General features: G+C 63.9%; 15 protein-coding genes. 4 read left to right on the forward strand and 11 right to left on the reverse strand.

From position 1 onward, the window contains the following. Positions 1–11: 11 nt before the first annotated feature. The 9 genes from PVZ80_RS31580 to PVZ80_RS31620 form a co-directional block, all read right to left on the reverse strand. Entirely contained in the window at positions 12–1,163 is a 1,152-nt protein-coding gene (locus PVZ80_RS31580) for an efflux RND transporter periplasmic adaptor subunit (protein ID WP_009050531.1), read from the reverse strand. Positions 1,164–1,298: 135 nt separating this feature from the next. Further along, positions 1,299–2,396 (reverse strand): DUF1513 domain-containing protein, encoded by a 1,098-nt coding sequence (locus PVZ80_RS31585; protein ID WP_273864995.1) that lies wholly within the window; start codon positions 2,394–2,396, stop codon positions 1,299–1,301. Positions 2,397–2,398: 2 nt separating this feature from the next. After that, positions 2,399–3,463, reverse strand: coding sequence for an imelysin family protein (locus PVZ80_RS31590; protein ID WP_273864996.1), 1,065 nt, complete (start codon positions 3,461–3,463; stop codon positions 2,399–2,401). A gap of 30 nt (positions 3,464–3,493) precedes the next feature. Further along, the gene (locus PVZ80_RS31595; protein ID WP_273864997.1) at positions 3,494–4,921 is read right to left on the reverse strand and encodes a di-heme oxidoreductase family protein; all 1,428 of its coding nucleotides are present in this window, start codon (positions 4,919–4,921) and stop codon (positions 3,494–3,496) included. Between the two features lie 269 nt (positions 4,922–5,190). Next, positions 5,191–6,534, reverse strand: a complete 1,344-nt coding sequence (locus PVZ80_RS31600) for an imelysin family protein (RefSeq protein WP_009050527.1) — start codon at positions 6,532–6,534, stop codon at positions 5,191–5,193. Positions 6,535–6,697: 163 nt separating this feature from the next. Beyond that, complete coding sequence (locus tag PVZ80_RS31605) at positions 6,698–8,749, reverse strand: putative bifunctional diguanylate cyclase/phosphodiesterase (protein ID WP_009050526.1); 2,052 nt, start codon at positions 8,747–8,749, stop codon at positions 6,698–6,700. A 303-nt stretch (positions 8,750–9,052) separates the two neighbouring features. Continuing rightward, complete coding sequence (locus PVZ80_RS31610; protein ID WP_273864998.1) at positions 9,053–9,649, reverse strand: superoxide dismutase; 597 nt, start codon at positions 9,647–9,649, stop codon at positions 9,053–9,055. A gap of 176 nt (positions 9,650–9,825) precedes the next feature. Next, positions 9,826–10,428, reverse strand: coding sequence for a LysE/ArgO family amino acid transporter (locus tag PVZ80_RS31615; RefSeq protein ID WP_009050525.1), 603 nt, complete (start codon positions 10,426–10,428; stop codon positions 9,826–9,828). A gap of 5 nt (positions 10,429–10,433) precedes the next feature. Next, on the reverse strand, positions 10,434–10,835 hold the full coding sequence (locus PVZ80_RS31620) for an ACT domain-containing protein (protein ID WP_009050524.1): 402 nt from the start codon (positions 10,833–10,835) through the stop codon (positions 10,434–10,436). A 96-nt stretch (positions 10,836–10,931) separates the two neighbouring features. Between PVZ80_RS31620 and PVZ80_RS31625 the strand changes: the two genes are divergently transcribed. The 4 genes from PVZ80_RS31625 to PVZ80_RS31640 all read left to right on the forward strand — a co-directional run bounded on the left by PVZ80_RS31625 (position 10,932) and on the right by PVZ80_RS31640 (position 14,816). Next, positions 10,932–11,825 carry a LysR family transcriptional regulator ArgP gene (locus PVZ80_RS31625; RefSeq protein WP_009045339.1) on the forward strand — a complete coding sequence of 298 codons (894 nt, stop codon included), beginning with the start codon at positions 10,932–10,934 and terminating at the stop codon, positions 11,823–11,825. An 84-nt stretch (positions 11,826–11,909) separates the two neighbouring features. Next, positions 11,910–12,902 carry an NAD-dependent epimerase/dehydratase family protein gene (locus PVZ80_RS31630; RefSeq protein ID WP_009045338.1) on the forward strand — a complete coding sequence of 331 codons (993 nt, stop codon included), beginning with the start codon at positions 11,910–11,912 and terminating at the stop codon, positions 12,900–12,902. A gap of 107 nt (positions 12,903–13,009) precedes the next feature. Further along, positions 13,010–13,846: a hypothetical protein gene (locus PVZ80_RS31635; protein WP_038634746.1), complete on the forward strand. Its 837-nt coding sequence runs from the start codon at positions 13,010–13,012 to the stop codon at positions 13,844–13,846. A gap of 133 nt (positions 13,847–13,979) precedes the next feature. Next, on the forward strand, positions 13,980–14,816 hold the full coding sequence (locus tag PVZ80_RS31640) for a cache domain-containing protein (protein ID WP_038634743.1): 837 nt from the start codon (positions 13,980–13,982) through the stop codon (positions 14,814–14,816). A 51-nt stretch (positions 14,817–14,867) separates the two neighbouring features. Here the strand turns inward: PVZ80_RS31640 and PVZ80_RS31645 are convergent, their stop codons facing one another. Together PVZ80_RS31645 and pobA are read right to left on the reverse strand one after the other, a co-directional pair. Further along, positions 14,868–16,385, reverse strand: a complete 1,518-nt coding sequence (locus PVZ80_RS31645; RefSeq protein WP_009050521.1) for an MDR family MFS transporter — start codon at positions 16,383–16,385, stop codon at positions 14,868–14,870. 77 nt (positions 16,386–16,462) lie between these two features. Then, positions 16,463–17,647 carry a 4-hydroxybenzoate 3-monooxygenase gene (pobA, locus tag PVZ80_RS31650; RefSeq protein ID WP_173678567.1) on the reverse strand — a complete coding sequence of 395 codons (1,185 nt, stop codon included), beginning with the start codon at positions 17,645–17,647 and terminating at the stop codon, positions 16,463–16,465. Positions 17,648–17,652 lie beyond the last annotated feature (5 nt).

Consider the following 17,652-nt stretch of genomic DNA (forward strand, 5'->3'; position numbering starts at 1 on the left):
GGATTCCTTGATCAGTTCGTGCGTGGCTGGCCGCTCTGTTCGGTGGGCAGCATCTTGTCCGGGGTGATGGCGATGTGCGCGCCATGGTCCAGCTTGATCTGCCCGCCGCTTACCACCTGTTCGCCGTTGCTCACGCCCTTGTTGATCAGCACCAGGCCGTTGCGCCGTTCGCCGGTTTCGATGAAACGCCGCTCGGCGATCAGCACCGGCTGGCCCTTGTCGTCTTTCTCGGGGCTGCCATCGGCGGCCTTTTTCTCGGCCACCACGTACAGCGAGTTACCGTACAGGGTGTAGGTGATGGCGCTTTCCGGTACCACCACCCGGGGCTGCGGATCGGGCAGCAGCACCTGCAGGTTGGTGAACATGCCCGGCAGCAGCTTGCCGTCGGGGTTGGCCAGGGTGGCGCGCACCTGCACGTTGCGCGTGGTGTCTTCGACCTTGGGGTTGATGGCGCTGATGGTGGCGGTGAACTGTTCCGCCGGGTAGGCGGCGACCATCACGCTGACCGACTGACCCAGGGCGATTTTCGGCACTGCCTGTTCCGGGACGAAGAAGTCCACGTACAGGCTGCTGAGGTCCTGCAGGGTGGCGATCACCGTGCCGCTGGCCAGGTAGTCGCCGACGTCCACATGGCGAATGCCGATGGTGCCGCTGAAGGGCGCGATCAGGCGTTTTTTCGCCAGTGCCGCCTTGAGCTGATTGACCGTGGCCTTGTTCTTTTGCAGCACCGCCGACAATCGATCGTATTCGCCGCGGGAAATCGCCTGGCTGCCCACCAGCTGGCTGCCGCGGCCATAATCAAGCTGGGACAGGCCCAGGTCGGCCTTGGCGGTTTCCAGCAGGGCGCTTTCCACGTCGCTGTCGAGTTGCAGCAAGGGCTGGCCGGCCGTGACCTTCTGCCCGGATTCGAATTGCAGTTCCTTGACGGTCCCGGCCACTTCCAGGCTGAGGTTGACCCCTTGCAGGGCCTTGAGGGTGCCGACCGTGGGCAGGCGGGTTTGCCACGGTTGTTCGCGAGCCGTGGCCACGGCCACGCTGATCGGCGGCTTGGGCACCGAGAAGAGCTTGACCTGCTGATAGATGGAGAAGGCCTTGTAGCCTGCCAGCAACAGCACGATCAGCAGGACGACACCCAACATGATAAACATGCGGCGACGCAGCATATTCCGGTTCCTTGGAAAATGAAGCTGGGAAAACCAAGCTGATTGCCGGAGACATTACTCCGACTTTCCGGGGGCTTCCAGATGACAATCCGGTCATCCGGAGTCCTGTTTTCCAATCCTGCGTGGCGGCGAAAACTAGACCAGGTGCAAATGGTTGTCCCAGAGCCCTGCCGGCAAATCCAGGGGCTTTGCCACCAGTTGTTTCTGGCGGCAGTCGTAGAAGCGGCAACGCCCCTGGCCCGAGGTCACGACAAAACCATCGACCACCGCACCGACTCCGGCACAGTCCGGCAAGGGCGCGTCCAGGCGCACTTCGGCGCTGTCCAGGTCCCAGATGAAAAAGCGATTGCCGCGCGGAGCGGTGAGGGCCACCAGGCGCAGTTCGCTGTGCACCGCGACGCTGGCGGTGTAATGCCCCATCGCCTGCAACTGGTGCTCGGCCACCGGGAAGGCCTGGAACGGCTGCCCCGGGCGCTTGATCGCCAGCAGCTGCGACGACTCGTGGGCATCGCCCATGAACTGCTGGCCGGTGACTATGGTGCCGTCGCCGGCGATGCCCATGTGGCGCACGCTGTTCATCTGCTGGGCCAGGGTTTCCTTGCTCAGCAGGCTGCCGTCGCGCTGCATCAGCACCAGGCTCGGCTCCATGGCGTTGAGGTTCATCTCGACGCGGCTTTCCGCTTCGGTGCGAATCCCGCCGTTGGCCACCACCAGGGTTTCGCCGTCCGGCATCCACGACACCTGGTGCGGGCCGATGCCGTGGGTCGGGATCTCGCCGCTGTGCACCAGGCGTTCGCCCTCGAACCGATACACCCCGAGCAGGCCGCGACCCGGATCGCTTGTGTCGTTCTCGGTGGCGTACAGCCAGTCGCCGCTCTTGTGGATCACCGCGTGGCCATAGAAATGCCGGTTGGGTTGCGAGGCCAGGGTTTGCAGCAAGGCGCCGTCACGCAGGTCGATCAGGTAGCTTTCGGTGCCCGGGCGGCGGGCGACGAACAGGGCGATCGGCAGCGTCGGGTGGTTGACGATGTCATGGCAGCGTTGACCGACCTGGGTGGCGAATACTGGCTGGCCATCCAGGCGATAGCCGACGGCGTAGTGCTTGCCGTCGCCGTCATCCCGCGCCGAGAGCAGCAGCGGGCCCTGGTCCTTGTGCTTGAACAGCGTCCAGCCACCCAGCGTGACGGCGCTCAGCAGCAGGCTGCCGAGTGCCAGAGCCTGACGTCGCAGCATGATCAGTCACCGTCGTTGGCGTTGAAGCCCAGTTGGATGCCCAGCGCCTTGGCCAGTTCGCCTTCGTGCAGGCGGTGGACGACGTTGAGGCTGTCGTAGATATCGTTCAGTTGCTGGCGGCCGGCGTCGTCGGCCAGCAGCTCGGTCAGCGAGCGCTGGGTGCTGGCGAACAGCTTCAGCGAGGCGGCGTAGGCGGCGTCGATCTTGTCGGCCAGCGGCTTCTGCTCGGCCGGCAACAGGCCGCGCAGGCCCTTGTTGTCGACCCCGGCCCAGACGGTCTGGGCCGCGACGAGGCTGGCTTCCAGGCTCTGCATGGACGACTGGCTGCGCCAGGCGTCGGCCTGGAACGGCTGCGGAATGCCCTTGCTCTGACGGCCCATCGGCGTGCCGAGCTTCTTCTTCAGGGTGTCCAGCGCGGTGACCTGGACCCGCAGCAGATCGGCGATGGCCTCATGGGAGTCGGCGTAACGCTGGTTGGGGAACTTGCTCAGCTGCGCGAGCATGCCGTCGCTGGTGTTCCAGCGCGACAGGATCTCTTCGGCGAGCTGTTTCTGGCGCTCGCCAATGGCGCTCAGCAGTGGGCAGTAGCGGGCTTTCTGCGCGCTGTCGGCCATGTCGATCTTGGCGTCGAACAGGATGTACTCGTAGGCCGAGAGGCCCTGTACCACAACACTGGATTTGGCCAGGGCGGCGGCGTCGATCTGTGGCGTGGCGGTGACCAGCTGTTCGACCTGACGGCCGACCAGGTTCTTCTTGTCCGGCCAGAACTGCACCTGCCAGGAACGGTTGCCCTCGGCCAGCGGACCGATCAGCAGGGGTTGCAGTTCGGCCCAGGCTTTCTGCGCGTGCAGGAAGTCGGCACGGGCGGTGTCCAGGCTTTGCTTGCCCTCACAGAAGGCCAGGGCGCTGATCGCCAGCTGGCGGTCGGCTTCGACCCAACGGCTGTAGGTCGGCAGGATCACCTGCTTGGCGATGGCCGCCGAGGTCACGGCTTGTGGGTCCTGCGGCGAGCAGGCGCCCAGGGCGAGCGCGGCAAGGCTGGTGAACAACAGCTTGGGACGGAACATGTTCGGGCTCCCGGTTCTTGTAGGAAGGCGTTAAAGAGAATTCAGGAATGCCAGCAACGCAGCGCGCTGCTCGGCATTGAAGGATAAAACCTGTTGCTGCGCCGCCCGGGCTTCGCCGCCATGCCAGAGCACGGCTTCGAGCAGGTTGCGGGCGCGGCCGTCATGCAGGAACTGGGTGTGGCCGCTGACCGTTTGCGTCAGGCCGATCCCCCACAGCGGCGGCGTGCGCCAGTCGCGGCCGCCGGCCTGGAATTCGCTGCGATTGTCGGCCAGGCCTTCGCCCATGTCGTGCAGCAGCAGGTCGCTGTAGGGGCGGATCACTTGATTGGCCAGCTCGGGTTCCGCGGCATCGGCAGCGGTGGTGAATCGAGGGGTATGACAGGACTGGCAGCCGGCCTGGTAGAACAGGTTCTTGCCGGCCAGGACTTGTGGTGAGCCAACATCGCGGCGCGCCGGCACCCCGAGGTTGCGGCTGTAGAACAGCACCAGGCGCAGGATGTTGTCGCTGACTTCCGGTTCGCCATCCGGCCCGTTGCCATTGGGGGCTTGCTTGCAGGCGGTCTGGGCGTCGGTGCAGTCATCGAAGGGTCTCAGGCTGGTGGTCAGGCCCATATCACCAGAGAACGCGTGAACATTTTGTTGATTGAGGTTGGGTTGTCCGGCTTTCCAGCCAAAACGCCCGAGTACGGTCTTTTGCTGGGCGTCGTCCCAGACCCGGTTCGGCCGGCCGGCGATGCCGTTGCCAGCCTTGGCCTGCGCTTGGGCATTGGCCAGGATCGCCGCCTCGGGGATGGCTTCGAGCAGGCCCAGGCCGATCATCGGTGGGGCCACGCGCGCCGAGAAACGGGTGTCGGGATGCATCGGGCCATAACCGAGCTGGGTGATCTGCAGCTTCGGCTTGCGCAGTTCGACTTCGCTGCCGTCCTTGAAACGCAGGGTCAGCGGTTCGTACTCGACCCGCACCTTGCCTTCCGGGGCGACGCCAGGCACCGCCATGTCCTGGAACTGCCCGCCGTACACCGGCTCGGGCACTATGCCCAGCTGCTCGATGATCTTGGCGTAGGCCGGCTCATTGGGGATCGACAGGCGCACCAGCATCGACACCGCGTTGTCCGAGTCGGGCGTCGGCGGGTGGCCGCGGCCGTCCTTGATATGGCAGTTCTGGCAGCCGTTGGTATTGAACAGCGGGCCCAGGCCATCGCGGGCGGTGGTGGTCGAGGGGGCGATCACCCAGGGGCTGCGAAAGAAACTGTTGCCGACGCTGAAGTCCAGGCGCCGGGTCGGCGACAGGTTGGCCGACGGCATGGAAAAGGCGTTCTGGTCGCTCTTGCGCACGGTCGCTTCACCGCCGGAACGCGCTTCGCCCGGCTCGGCTTGGGTAAAACGCGGGGCGTCATCGCAGGCACTCAGGCTCAAGGCCATGAACAGCGTGGACCAGCGAAGCAGCGACGGGGGCATCGGATATCCTGCAGGACGAGCAAAACAAGGGCGCAAAGTCTAACAGGGCAGGGGAGTTTGAATAAGAGGAATTATCGTTCCGCTTGACCTGAGGCAAGCGCGGAGCACCCGCTTGTAGCCGCTGCCGAAGGCTGCGCTCGCCACCGAAGGGGGCGCAGGGTTTCAAGATCGCTGAAGGCCTGCGGCCTTATCGCAGCCTGCGGCAGCGGCTACAGGCCAGGCACAAAAAAGGCGACCCGAAGGTCGCCTTTTCATTCCCGCAACGCTGATCAGAACTCGTGATCGGCGTTGTCCGGGTTCAGGTCGCTGATGCCCAGCTTGCCCGCAGCCTGTTCGATCGAACCGGTCTGCTTGACCAGCGCGGCGATGGCGTCACGCACGATCTGGTTGCCCGCGTCGTTGCCGGCGGCGATCAGCTGGTCGTAGTGCTCACCCTTGTTGGCGTGATCGACCATGACCTGGATCTTGGCTTCGGTGGCGGCCAGGTCGGCTTTCAGCGTGGTGTCGGCGGCCGGGTCGATTTTCGCTACCAGCGACGACAGGCTGGCGCCGGTCAGCTTGGTACCGTCGACACGGGTGTACTCGCCCAGGTACACGTTGCGGATGCCCTTGGCGTCGTAGAAGTGCGAGTTGTGGGTGTTGTCGCTGAAGCAGTCCTGCTCGTCTTCAGGGGAGTTGGCTTCCAGGGACACCTTCATGCGCTCGCCCGCCAGTTCGCCCAGGGACAGGCTACCCATGCCGAACAGCATTTTGCGCAGGCCGCTTTCAGCCGGTTCGGCTTCCAGGGTGGCGCGGTAGTTGTCGGCCACGTTCGGTTTCCAGTTGCCGACCATTTCTTCCAGGTCGTTGACCAGCAATTGGGTCACGGCTTTCAGGTAGGCACGGCGACGGTCGTTGTGGCCACCGGTGGCGCCGGCGCCTTCCAGGTAGTCGGAAGCCGGGCGGTTGCCGGCGCCAGGGCCGGTGCCGTTCAGGTCCTGGCCCCAGAGCAGGAATTCGATGGCGTGGTAGCCGGTGGCGACGTTGGCCTCGGAACCGCCCAGCTCGTTGAGGCTGGCGAGTTTTTCCGGGGTGATGTCTTTCACGTCGACCTTGTCTTCGCCGACCTGGACTTCGGTGTTGGCGATGATGTTGGCGGTGGCGCCCGGGTTACCCAGTGCGTGCTCGTAGGACTTGTCGACGTAGTCGATCAGGCCTTCGTCCAGCGGCCAGGAGTTCACCTGACCTTCCCAGTCGTCGACGATGGTGTTGCCGAAGCGGAACACTTCGCTCTGCAGGTAAGGCACGCGAGCGGCGACCCAGGCAGCCTTGGCGGCTTTCAGGGTGTCGGCGTTGGGTTTGGCGAGGAAGGCGTCGATTGCGGTCTGCAGGGTCTTCGCGGTGGATTCGGCATCGCTGTATACGGCGAAGACCATGTCGGCGTAATGCGCGACAACCGCCTTGGCCGCCGCTTCATCGACCTTGCCGGCCGCAGGAGCGGTGGCCGGGGCTGCGGTGCTGGCGGCTGGAGCAGCGGCTTGCGGCGCGGCAGCCTTGTCTTTGCCTTCGCCGCAACCGGCGAGGGAAATAGCGATGGCCAACAGACTGGCGGTAGCCAGAGGCATACGAATCATGGCGAACATCCTGCTTCGAGAGAGGGGTGGACTGGCGCGAGGGGCGCGCAAAACTGCGACATAATGCGAAAGATTTGCATTATGTGTAAAGGGTTGTGGTTGTAAATATTTCCTATTCAGGAAGCGATTGCGCTGGATCAGGCTTAGGCGCGCAATCGTGCTTTCAGAGGATGGCCGCGTTACTGCGCTGGGCCTGTTTCAGGTAGGCGCTCAGCTCCCGTGCCGGCAGGGGTTTGCTGTAGTGATAACCCTGACCTTCGTGGCAGCCTTCGGAGATGATGTAGGCCTCCTGCTCGGCGGTTTCCACGCCCTCGGCGATCACCTGCATGCCCAGGCTTTTGCCCAGCTGGATGATCGCCCGCACGATGGTCGCATCGTCGTCGTCGTCCAGCAGGTCCTGGACGAAGCTCTTGTCGATCTTGATCTTGTCCAGCGGCAGGCTCTTGAGGTAGCTCAGGGACGAGTAGCCGGTGCCGAAGTCGTCGATGGCGATCAGCGCCCCTGAGCGGCGCAGGCTCAGCAGGTGCTGGGCGGCGGTGCTGATGTCTTCCATCAGGCCGGTTTCGGTGACTTCCAGCTCCAGGCTGCGCGGCGGCAGGCGGTAGATCTGCAGCAGGTTGTTGACCACCCGTGGCAGTTCGGCGTGGTGCAGTTGCACGGTGGACAGGTTGACCGCCATGCGCAGGTCGCTGAAGCCCAGGTCATGCCATTCGCGCAACTGGCGGCAGGCCTGGTCCAGCACCCATTCGCCGATGGCGATGATGGTGCCGTTCTGCTCGGCCAGGGGGATGAACAGGTCCGGCGGGACGAAGCCGTGTTCCGGATGCTGCCAGCGCAGCAGCGCTTCGACCCCGACCACCCGATGATCGCGGTAGCTGATCTGCGGCTGGTAGACCAGGTGGAACTGCTGGCGGGTCAGGGCTTCGCGCAGGTCCTTCTCCAGTTCGCGGCGCCGGCGCATCTCGCTGTCGACACTGGCGATGTAGAACTGATAACGGTTGCGCGACCGGCTCTTGGCCAGGGTCATGGTCTGCTCGGCTTTCTGCAGCAGCTTTTCGGTGCTGTCGCCGTCTTCCGGGAACAGGGTGATGCCGATGGTGGCGCGCAGGCGGATTTCCTGATGGTCGAGGGCGAACGGCGCTTCCAGGTCGTCGAGAATGCTCTGCGCCAGTTCGGCGGCTTCGTAGGGTTGTTCGATATCGGCCTGGACCAGGGCGAACTGGTCGCCGCCGAGGCGGGCGAGGGCGCCCAGGCGACCGCTGTGGGCCCGCAGGCGATCGGCCAGGGCCAGCAGCAACTGGTCGCCGGTCTGGTAGCTGAACTGTTCGTTGATGCCCTTGAAGTCGTCGAGGCCGACACAGAGCACCGCGACCCGGCGTTGCAGGCGGCCGGCATCGATCAGGATCTTGTCCAGTTGCTGCTGCAACTGCTGGCGGTTGGGCAGGCCGGTGAGGAAGTCGTACTGGGCCATGCGCAGCAGGCTGTTTTCCGCTTCATGGCGCAGGTGCGTGTTGCGCTCGATCGACGCCAGCAACTGGTTGGCGGTATTGATCCAGATCCCCAGCTCGTTTCGCTCGTGGCCCTTGAGCAAGGGAATCTGATGCTCGCTGGGGCGGTCCGGATTGATGGTGGTCAGATGCTCGATGATCCGCGACAGCGGCTTGGTCAGCAGCCAGTGGTAAACCAGATACAGCACCAGGCCCATGGCCAACGCGCGCAATACGCCGGAAATGAAAATGATCACCGAGCTGACGATGAATCCCTGGCCGTAGGTGGCTGTGTCGAGGGTGATGCTCAGGTCGCCGTAGTATTCGCTGTAGGGGCCACGACCCACCAATTGGGTGGTGAAGGTGCGCTCCTTGCCGAGGATCAGGTCGGTCAGCCAACGGCTGGGGGATGTCTGCAACTCACGGGTTTTTTCCGCGAGCATGGTTTCGTTGGGATGGCCAATGGAGGCCATGCGCACGGCATCGTCCTGGAACAGGCCTTCGATGACTTGCATGCCCATTTCGCGGTCCAGGCTGTAAACGGCCTGGGTCGAGGGGTCGCGAAACATGTCGAGAATGCGCTGGGCATCATTAGCGACCGCCTGCCGAGTCTTGTAAGCATCGAAGACGATTTGTGCGCAGCTCAGAACTACGCCCACTATCAGTGCCGACAGCAGCACAACCCGGAGCAACTTCACCGACAAGCTGTTTTTGAGTTCCAGCTTCAAAGGGTTATTCCTTGTTCCGTGCGTGTAGCGTCAAGTTGCCATGAGTATTGGCAATCCCGTGATGGCAGTCAAAGGGACAATCAGGCCCAGGATATTTCACCTGTAGGCTTGGCTGGAATGCCGGTAGCCAGCCTATCCGCGCTTATCGGTTATATGTCGGTAGCCAAGCCTTGCAACTTGAGGGACGGCGGCGATTTTTTACCTGAGCGGATGTTAGCGCGCCGGGCTGGCGCGGCAAGCCGGCCGCTTGCCGGTAAAACGAAAAAACCCGGCAATGCCGGGTTTTTTTGACTGCAAACGGGCTTAGGCGATGAAGGTCTTGCCTTCGAACTGCTCGGCCACGAATTTCCAGTTGACCAGGTTCCAGAACGCTTCGACGTACTTGGGACGCAGGTTGCGGTAGTCGATGTAGTAAGCGTGTTCCCAGACGTCGCAGGTCAGCAGCGGGGTGTCGCCGCTGGTCAGCGGGTTGCCGGCGCCGATGGTGCTGGCCAGGGCCAGGGAGCCGTCAGCCTTTTTCACCAGCCAGCCCCAACCGGAACCGAAGGTGCCGACGGAAGTCTTGGTGAATTCTTCCTTGAACTTGTCGAACGAACCGAAAGCCGCGTTGATGGCCTCGGCCAGTGCGCCGGTTGGTTGACCGCCAGCGTTTGGCGCCAGGCAGTTCCAGTAGAAAGTGTGGTTCCAGACCTGAGCGGCGTTGTTGAAGATACCGCCCGAGGAAGACTTGACGATCTCTTCCAGGGTTTTGCCTTCGAACTCGGTGCCTGGCACCAGGTTGTTCAGGTTCACGACATAGGTGTTGTGGTGCTTGTCGTGGTGGTATTCCAGAGTTTCCTTGGAAATGTGCGGCTGCAGGGCATCGTGTGCGTAAGGCAGCGGCGGCAATTCGAAAGCCATGGTGATTCTCCTAATCAGGTCAGTTGCGGTGAGCGCAAGGCCGATCACGGGCGGCCAGACAAGCGCCGGGGAGTTTGTACTCTTTGCGGCGCAGGGTTCGGATCATAGCACCGGGGGTGCGGCATAACCACGCAACAACTGTGTGGGATAGAGGTTCCAGAGCCTTTTGGAATAAATCATGCGGCGCTGATGAGTTGAATCGCGACACTGAACATCATCACCGCCACCAGCAGGTCGAGAATGCGCCAGGTGCTCGGCCGTGCCAGCCATGGAGCCAGCCACGCGGCGCCGAGGGCCAGGGTGAAAAACCACAGCAGCGAAGCGCTGGCCGCGCCGACCACATAGGCGCCGGGTTCGGTCTGTTGCGCGCCCAGCGAACCGATCAACAGCACCGTGTCCAGGTACACATGGGGGTTGAGCAGGGTCACCGCCAGCGCACTGAGCAGCACCGCGCGCAGCGAGCGGACGGTCTGGTTCTCGCCCTGTTGCAAGCTCTGTTTGGAGCAGGCGCGACGCAGCGCCTGGCTGCCGTACCAGATCAGGAACGCGGCGCCGCCCCAGCGGGCAACCGCCAGCAGCGTCGGGCTCTGCGCCAGCACCGTGGCCAGGCCGAATACCCCGGCCGCCACCAGCAACGCATCGCAAGTCACGCACAGCACGGCCACCGGCAGGTGGTGTTCACGGCGCAGGCTCTGGGCCAGGACAAAAGCATTCTGGCTGCCGATCGCCATGATCAGTCCGGCCGCTACCAGCAGCCCGTTAACGTAGCTCTGCCACATGTCGTTTACTCCTCGCCCGCCGCCAGTTGCCGCAGCACGTGCATGGCGCGCTCGGCATCGGCCTTACCGACAAACAGATGATCGTGGTAGTAGCCGGCGATCACGTTGCAGCTGATCCCGGCCTTGCCCAGGGCGCTGGCGAACGCGGCGGTCAGGCCGACGGCTTCCAGGGCCGAATGCACGTTCAGGGTGATCCAGGCCGCGACGTAGTCGAAACCCAACCCCAGGCGTTCGGCTTGCTGGCGCTCTAGGATCACCGTGAGCCCTTCCTGCTCGCGAAAGCTGCCCAGTACGTCGGTGCCCTCGAGCAGCGCGCGATCGGCGATGGAGCAGAACACGTAGTCACCGGGGTTGAGCTGCGGGCTCATGCTGCGCAGCAGGGTATCGAGGGAGGTTTCGCCAGCCATGAAAAAGGTCCTTGAACGAGAAAGCATGCTGGCTATTCTCCGGTTGCAGGCTGTATAAGAAAAACCAATATTACTGATCGCTCATTAGGAAAACTGATGTTCGACTATAAATTGCTGTCCGCCCTGGCCGCGGTGATCGAACAGGCCGGATTCGAGCGTGCCGCGCAGGTGCTGGGGTTGTCGCAGTCGGCCATTTCCCAGCGCATCAAGCTGCTCGAGGCGCGGATCGGCCAGCCGGTGCTGGTGCGGGTCACGCCGCCGGCGCCGACGGAAATCGGCCGGCGCCTGCTCAACCATGTGCAGCAGGTACGCCTGCTCGAACGCGATCTGCAGAGCCAGGTGCCGGCCCTGGACGAGGAAGGCTTGCCGGAGCGTCTGCGCATCGCCCTCAACGCCGACAGCCTGGCCACCTGGTGGGCTGAGGCGGTGGGTGACTTCTGTGCCGAGCAGCACTTGCTTCTGGACCTGATCGTCGAAGACCAGACCGTCGGCCTCAAGCGCATGCGGGCCGGGGAAGTGGCGGCCTGTGTCTGTGCCAGCGAGCGGCCGGTGGCGGGCGCCCGCAGCGTGCTGCTGGGGGCCATGCGCTACCGCGCCCTGGCCAGCCCGGCGTTCCTGGCGCGGCATTTTCCGCAGGGTGTGCAAGCCGAGCGCCTGGCCCGGACGCCGGCCCTGGTGTTCGGCCCGGACGATTTCCTGCAGCACCGCTACCTGGCGGCGCTGGGGGTCGATGGCGGGTTCGAGCATCACCTGTGTCCCTCGTCCGAGGGCTTCATCCGCCTGACCGAAGCCGGCCTGGGCTGGGGGCTGGTGCCCGAACTGCAGGTGCGCGACCAGTTGGCGCGGGGTGTGTTGGTGGAGCTTTTGCCAGATAAGCCGATCGATGTGCCGCTGTACTGGCATCATTGGCGCAATGGTGGCCAACTGCTGGGTCTGCTCACCGAGCACCTGGCACGTTCTTCGGCGCAATGGCTGGTGCCGTTGGCGTGACACCAGGCGTCAAGGCATCAGGCAATAGCGTTAAGCAATACATAGTGCGACAGGCATGAAACACGAAAGCAATCGGAGCAAGTCATGAAAATTCTGGTCACCGGCGCAAGCGGCTTCATTGGTGGACGCTTCGCGCGTTTTGCCCTTGAGCAGGGCCTGGATGTACGGGTCAACGGGCGTCGGGCCGAAGGTGTGGAGCATCTGGTGCGGCGCGGGGCCGAGTTCGTCCAGGGTGACTTGAGCGATGCCGACCTGGTGCGCGACCTGTGCCGCGATGTCGATGCAGTGGTGCATTGCGCGGGGGCGGTGGGGCTCTGGGGGCGTTATCAGGATTTCCATCAGGGCAACGTGTTGGTCACCGAAAATGTGGTCGAAGCTTGCCTCAAGCGCCATGTCCGGCGCCTGGTGCACCTGTCGTCGCCGTCGATCTATTTCGACGGTCGCGACCATCTGGGCCTGACCGAAGAACAAGTACCCAAGCGCTTCAAACACCCTTATGCCGCCACCAAATACCTGGCGGAGCAGAAGGTGTTCGGCGCCCAGGAGTTCGGCCTGGAGGTCCTGGCGCTGCGCCCGCGTTTTGTCACCGGCGCCGGCGACATGAGCATTTTCCCGCGCCTGTTGAAGATGCAGCGCAAGGGCCGCCTGGCGATCATCGGCAACGGCCTGAACAAGGTCGACTTCACCAGTGTGCAGAACCTCAATGAAGCGCTGCTCAGCAGTCTGCTGGCCAGCGGCTCGGCCCTGGGCAAGGCCTACAACATCAGTAACGGCGCGCCCGTGCCGTTGTGGGACGTGGTGAACTATGTGATGCGCCAGATGGGCGTGCCACAGGTCACGCGCTACCGCTCCTTTGGCCTGGCCTACAGCGTGGCGGCCCTCAATGAAGGTTTCTGCAAGCTCTGGCCGGGCCGTCCGGAGCCGACCCTGTCGCGCCTGGGCATGCAGGTCATGAACAAGAACTTCACCCTGGATATCAGCCGCGCCCGCCATTATCTGGATTACGAACCGAAGGTCAGCCTGTGGACCGCCCTGGATGAATTCTGCGGCTGGTGGAAGGCCCAGGACATACGCTGAAAATAAACACTGAACCGAGTTCGGGGTTCAGGGTCGATCAGGGCGGCGGGTTAGCGGTTTATACTCGCCGCATTCAGCTATCACCGCGGTTTTAGAAAGGTTGCCCCATGCGTAACGATGCCAACGACGACTTCGACGATGTTCCAAGCCTGCGTGCCGATACCCTCGACGATGATTTCCCGACCACCGTCGCGGGCCGCGCGCGTACTTCGGTGCATTCGCGCAGCGTGCCGGTAACCAAGGTCAAGGCGCCGAGTGCCGGGCCGCTCTGGGCGCTGGTCGGCGCCTTGTTCTTCGCCTTTATCGGCCTGGCCTGGTGGAGCTTCCAGCAGATCTCGCTGATGGAGCAGCAACTGGTCGCCACCCAGGAGAGTTTCGCCCGCATCAGCGAAGAAGCGGCGGGACGCCTGCAGGATATTTCCGGCAAGGTGGTTGCCAGCCAGTCCAGCGTCAACAGCGACAGCGAAGCCTTGAAGCTGCAGATCAAGCAGCTGGAAAGCCGCCTGCAGGACCAGGGCAAGCAGCAGCAAGGCGTGGCCGGGCAGGCCACGGACCTGGACAAGCGCCTGGCGCAGATGACCGCGCAAGCCACCGAGCAGCAGGCGGCCAATACCCAGTTGCAGGCCCAGGTGAAATCCTTGAGCAGCGAACTGGCGGCCCTGAAGAGCGCGCCTGCCGACACCAGCAAGGTCGATGCCCAGTTCAAGAGCCTGAACGCCGAGATCGCCGCCTTGAAAAGACAGGGCAACCCGAGCGCCGCCATCGAACGCCTGGAGCAGGACATCATTGTGCTCAAGAGCCAGCAGGACAATCGTCCCGCCGCTGCCCAGGGTGGCACCAACACCGCCGAATTCGACGCCTTCCGCGGCCAGGTCACCCGCAACATCAATACCCTGCAGAGCCAGATCCAGAATCTGCAGCAGCAGCTCAATACCCGCCCCTGACCTTGACCACCTTCCCGCGCCAGGCGTGGGAAGGTCGCGGTCTTGCCTCGCGCCTCCCTGCTTCGCTGAATACTCGACCATATCCCGCAGCCGTCTACGCTCTTGAAACACCAACAAGAACGAGGGACGCGCAATGAGGGGATTGCTGAGAGCCACGGTGCTGGGGTGGCTGCTGGTGTTCTGTACCAGCCAGGTCCAGGCGGCGGACGATGCCACGGCGGCCAAGGCCCTGCTGGAAAAGGCCCTGGCCTATTACCACGACCAGGGTGACAAGGCCTTCGCCGCGTTCAGCCGGCAGGGCGAGTTCGTCGACAAGGACCGTTATGTGTTTGTGGTCGACACCAAGGGGGTGATGCTGGCCAGTGGCGGGCCGTCGTCGGCGCTGATCGGCCGCGATGTTTCCGAAGTGCTCGGGCCGGATCTGCAAAAGGCCTTCAAGGACGCGCTGAAGATTCCCGAGGGCAATGGCATCCAGCAAGCCGAATACCGCTGGCAAAACTGGGCCGACGGCAAGGTCGAGCGCAAGCATGTGTATTTCCAGCGGGTCGGCGAGCGAATCCTCGCGGTCGGCTATTACCTGCCACGGGCTTCCGCCGAGCAGGCCAGGGCCTTGCTGGACAAGGCGGCGAGCGAGCTGGTCAAGGACGAGAAGGGCACGCTGACGGCGATCAACTCGCTCAAGGGCGGTTTCCTGCAGGACGACCTGTATGTGTTCGTGGTCGACCTGGACAGCCAGCGCTACGTGGCCCACGGCACCAATTTGCGGCTGATCAATACCGACTTCAACAAGGTCAAGGACCCGGATGGCAAACCGGTGGGCGAGCCTATCCTGGCGCTGATGGCCGCCCAGGATCAGGGCGAGTATGAGTACCGCTGGAAGAACCCGGTGACAGCCAAGGTGGAAGACAAGCACGCCTACCTGCGCAAGGTCGGGCACTTCCTGGTGGCGGTGGGGTATTACAGCCCGTGAGGGCCGGTCGCCGGCCGGCTCGCGTGTAGATAGAGCCGGCTGGCGATACCGCTATTTGACCTTGTCTTCACGCCCGCGCAGCAGCGCGTTGGGCATGGCGAGCGCCGCCGCCAGCCCCAGCAACGACACCGCCGCGCTGACCATCAGCAAGTGTTTGAAGGTCAGCAGCAACTCAGCCCGCAAGGCTCCCTGTTCCGGACCCGGCGCGGCATTCAGGCCATCGAGCAGCACATTGCCCGAGTGGCCTTCGCCGATCAGCGCCGAACCGCTCAGCTGGGCGAAGCTGGAATCCTGCAACAGCGCCAGCAGCAGCGCCGACATCAAGGCCACGCCCATCGCGCCGCCCAGGGAGCGGAACAGGTTGGTGGTGCTGGTGGCGACCCCGATGTCCCGTTGCTCCACCGAGTTCTGGCTGCCCACCAGCGAGGTCGGGAATTGCATGCCGGAGGCAATCCCGCTGAACAACATGAACACGCTGCTCAGCAGCACCGCCTGGGGTGGGCTGAAGGCCATGCCGAGAACGGTCAGCGGCATCAACAGGGCGCCACTGAGGATCATCGGTTTGTAGCGACCGGTCACCGAGGTCATGCGCCCGGCGAAGTAGGCGCCTATCGGCAGGCCGATGGCCAGCGGCAACAGGTGCAGCGCAGCGCTGTCGGCACCGGCGCCGGTGACGCTCTGAAAGCGCAACGGCATCAGCACCGTCAGCGAGATGGCCTGGAAGCTGGTGAAGAACACCGTGCACCAGCACAGCATGGCGTTGCGGTTGGCAAACAGGTGCATGGGCAGCAGCGGTTCCTCCGTGCGCCGTTCATGCCAGGCGAACAGGGCCAGGGCGACGACGGCACAGGCCAGCAGGCCCAGCACCTCTTGGCTGCGCCAGGCGTGACCCTGGCCGAAATGGGTGATCGCCAGCAGCAGGGCGGTCAGGCCGATGATCATCAACAGCGTGCCGAGGTAGTCGATGATCGGTTTGCGCTGCGGGATAGGCAGTCCTCGCAGGTTGCGCCTGGCCACCAGCCAGGCGCCCAGGCCCAGGGGCAGGTTGATCAGGAACACCCAGCGCCAGGACAGGTATTCGGTCATGTAGCCGCCGAGCACCGGGCCGGCGACGCTGGCCGCCGCGTACATGCTGCTGAAGTAACCCTGGTAACGCCCGCGTTCGCGGGGCGGGACTATGTCGCCGATGATCGCCTGGCTGACCGAAATCATCCCGCCGGCGCCGATGCCCTGGAAGATCCGCGCCAGCACCAGCTGTTCCATGTTCTGCGCCATGCCGCAGAACAGCGATGCCAGGGTGAACAGGCCCATGCCGAACAGCATCAGCTTGCGCCGCCCGTAGAGGTCGCCGAGCTTGCCGTAGATCGGCACCGCCACGGTCATGGCCACCATGTAGCCGGAAATCACCCAGGCCAGCAGGCTGACGTCCTTGAACTGCGCGGAGATGGCGGGCATGGAGACCGCGACTATGGTCTGGTCCAGGGCGCCGAGGAAGATCGCCAGCATCAGGGCGATCAGTACGCTGCGAAGAGCCAATTGGGGTTGGCCAGGCGGGTTGGGATGGGTCACGAAAGAACCTGCGGGCAGTGATTGACCCGCAAGGGGCAAGGCGAGCGGGAATGCTCGCCAGTGTACTCGATAGGCCCCTACTCGATAGCCTCATAAGGAAGGCCAACGTAATTTTCCGCAATGGTTTTGCGACCGGCCTCGGAGTCGACGAAGTACGCCAGCTCCGACTCGGCGATGCGCTGGCTGAAGTCGTCGGAGTCGGGGAAACGGTGCAGCATCGCGGTCATCCACCAGGAGAAACGCTCGGCCTTCCAGATCCGCCGCAGGCAGATTTGCGAATACTTTTGCAGCAGGTCGGTGCGCTGCTCGCGGTAGACCTTGAGCAGAATGTTGAACAGTGTGCTGACATCGCTGGCGGCCAGGTTCAGGCCCTTGGCCCCGGTGGGCGGCACGATGTGCGCGGCGTCGCCGACCAGGAACATCCGTCCGTATTGCATCGGCTCGACCACGAAGCTGCGCAGCGGCGCGATGCTTTTCTCGATCGACGGCCCGGTCACCAGGCGCTCGGCCAGCTCCTCGGGCAGGCGCTTCTTGAGCTCGTCCCAGAAGCGTTGATCGGACCAGTCGGCGACATTTTCCTCCGCCGGTACTTGCAGGTAGTAACGGGTGCGGGTGGTCGACCGCATGCTGCACAGGGCGAAACCGCGTTCGTGGCGGGCGTAGACCAGTTCGTCGTGGACCGGCGGGGTATCGGCGAGAATGCCGAGCCAGCCGAACGGATAGACGCGCTCGAAAACCTTGAGCTTGTCGGCCGGGATCGACTGTCGGGCGACCCCGTGGAAACCGTCGCAACCGGCGATGTAGTCGCAGTCCAGGCGATGGGGCTCGCCCTGGTAATCGAAGGTCAGGTAGGGCTGGTCGCTCTGCATGTCGTGGGGGCGCACGTTATCGGCCTGGTACAGGGTCCGGGCGCCGACGGCCTGGCGGGCTTGCATCAGGTCGCGGGTGACTTCGGTCTGGCCGTAGATCGTGACGCTCTTGCCGCCAGTGAGGGCGTGCAGGTCGATGGCCACCCGGCGGCCGTCGAGGGCCAGTTCGAAACCGCCGTGCACCAGGCCTTCGGCGTCCATGCGCTGGCTGACCCCGGCCTGGCGCAGCAGGTCGACCATGCCTTGTTCCAGCACCCCGGCGCGGATGCGCCCGAGTACGTAATCCGGGGTTTGTCGTTCGAGGATCAGGGTATCGATGCCGGCCTTGTGCAGCAGTTGGCCGAGCAGGAGTCCGGAGGGGCCGGCGCCAATGATGGCGACTTGAGTTTTCAGGGTTT

Origin of the sequence: Pseudomonas sp. B3G-3, assembly GCF_028640915.1 — a bacterium.
Lineage (GTDB): Bacteria > Pseudomonadota > Gammaproteobacteria > Pseudomonadales > Pseudomonadaceae > Aquipseudomonas > Aquipseudomonas chlororaphis_I.

What these genes read in the sequence shown, in the direction of transcription:
- PVZ80_RS31610 (WP_273864998.1), bottom strand. Translation starts at nt 9,649, where the DNA reads ATGGCTTTCGAATTGCCGCCGCTGCCTTACGCACACGATGCCCTGCAG.
- PVZ80_RS31635 (WP_038634746.1), top strand. Translation starts at nt 13,010, where the DNA reads ATGCGTAACGATGCCAACGACGACTTCGACGATGTTCCAAGCCTGCGT.
- PVZ80_RS31590 (WP_273864996.1), bottom strand. Translation starts at nt 3,463, where the DNA reads ATGTTCCGTCCCAAGCTGTTGTTCACCAGCCTTGCCGCGCTCGCCCTG.
- PVZ80_RS31600 (WP_009050527.1), bottom strand. Translation starts at nt 6,534, where the DNA reads ATGATTCGTATGCCTCTGGCTACCGCCAGTCTGTTGGCCATCGCTATT.
- PVZ80_RS31595 (WP_273864997.1), bottom strand. Translation starts at nt 4,921, where the DNA reads ATGCCCCCGTCGCTGCTTCGCTGGTCCACGCTGTTCATGGCCTTGAGC.
- PVZ80_RS31585 (WP_273864995.1), bottom strand. Translation starts at nt 2,396, where the DNA reads ATGCTGCGACGTCAGGCTCTGGCACTCGGCAGCCTGCTGCTGAGCGCC.
- PVZ80_RS31625 (WP_009045339.1), top strand. Translation starts at nt 10,932, where the DNA reads ATGTTCGACTATAAATTGCTGTCCGCCCTGGCCGCGGTGATCGAACAG.
- PVZ80_RS31615 (WP_009050525.1), bottom strand. Translation starts at nt 10,428, where the DNA reads ATGTGGCAGAGCTACGTTAACGGGCTGCTGGTAGCGGCCGGACTGATC.
- PVZ80_RS31640 (WP_038634743.1), top strand. Translation starts at nt 13,980, where the DNA reads ATGAGGGGATTGCTGAGAGCCACGGTGCTGGGGTGGCTGCTGGTGTTC.
- PVZ80_RS31630 (WP_009045338.1), top strand. Translation starts at nt 11,910, where the DNA reads ATGAAAATTCTGGTCACCGGCGCAAGCGGCTTCATTGGTGGACGCTTC.
- PVZ80_RS31580 (WP_009050531.1), bottom strand. Translation starts at nt 1,163, where the DNA reads ATGCTGCGTCGCCGCATGTTTATCATGTTGGGTGTCGTCCTGCTGATC.
- PVZ80_RS31620 (WP_009050524.1), bottom strand. Translation starts at nt 10,835, where the DNA reads ATGGCTGGCGAAACCTCCCTCGATACCCTGCTGCGCAGCATGAGCCCG.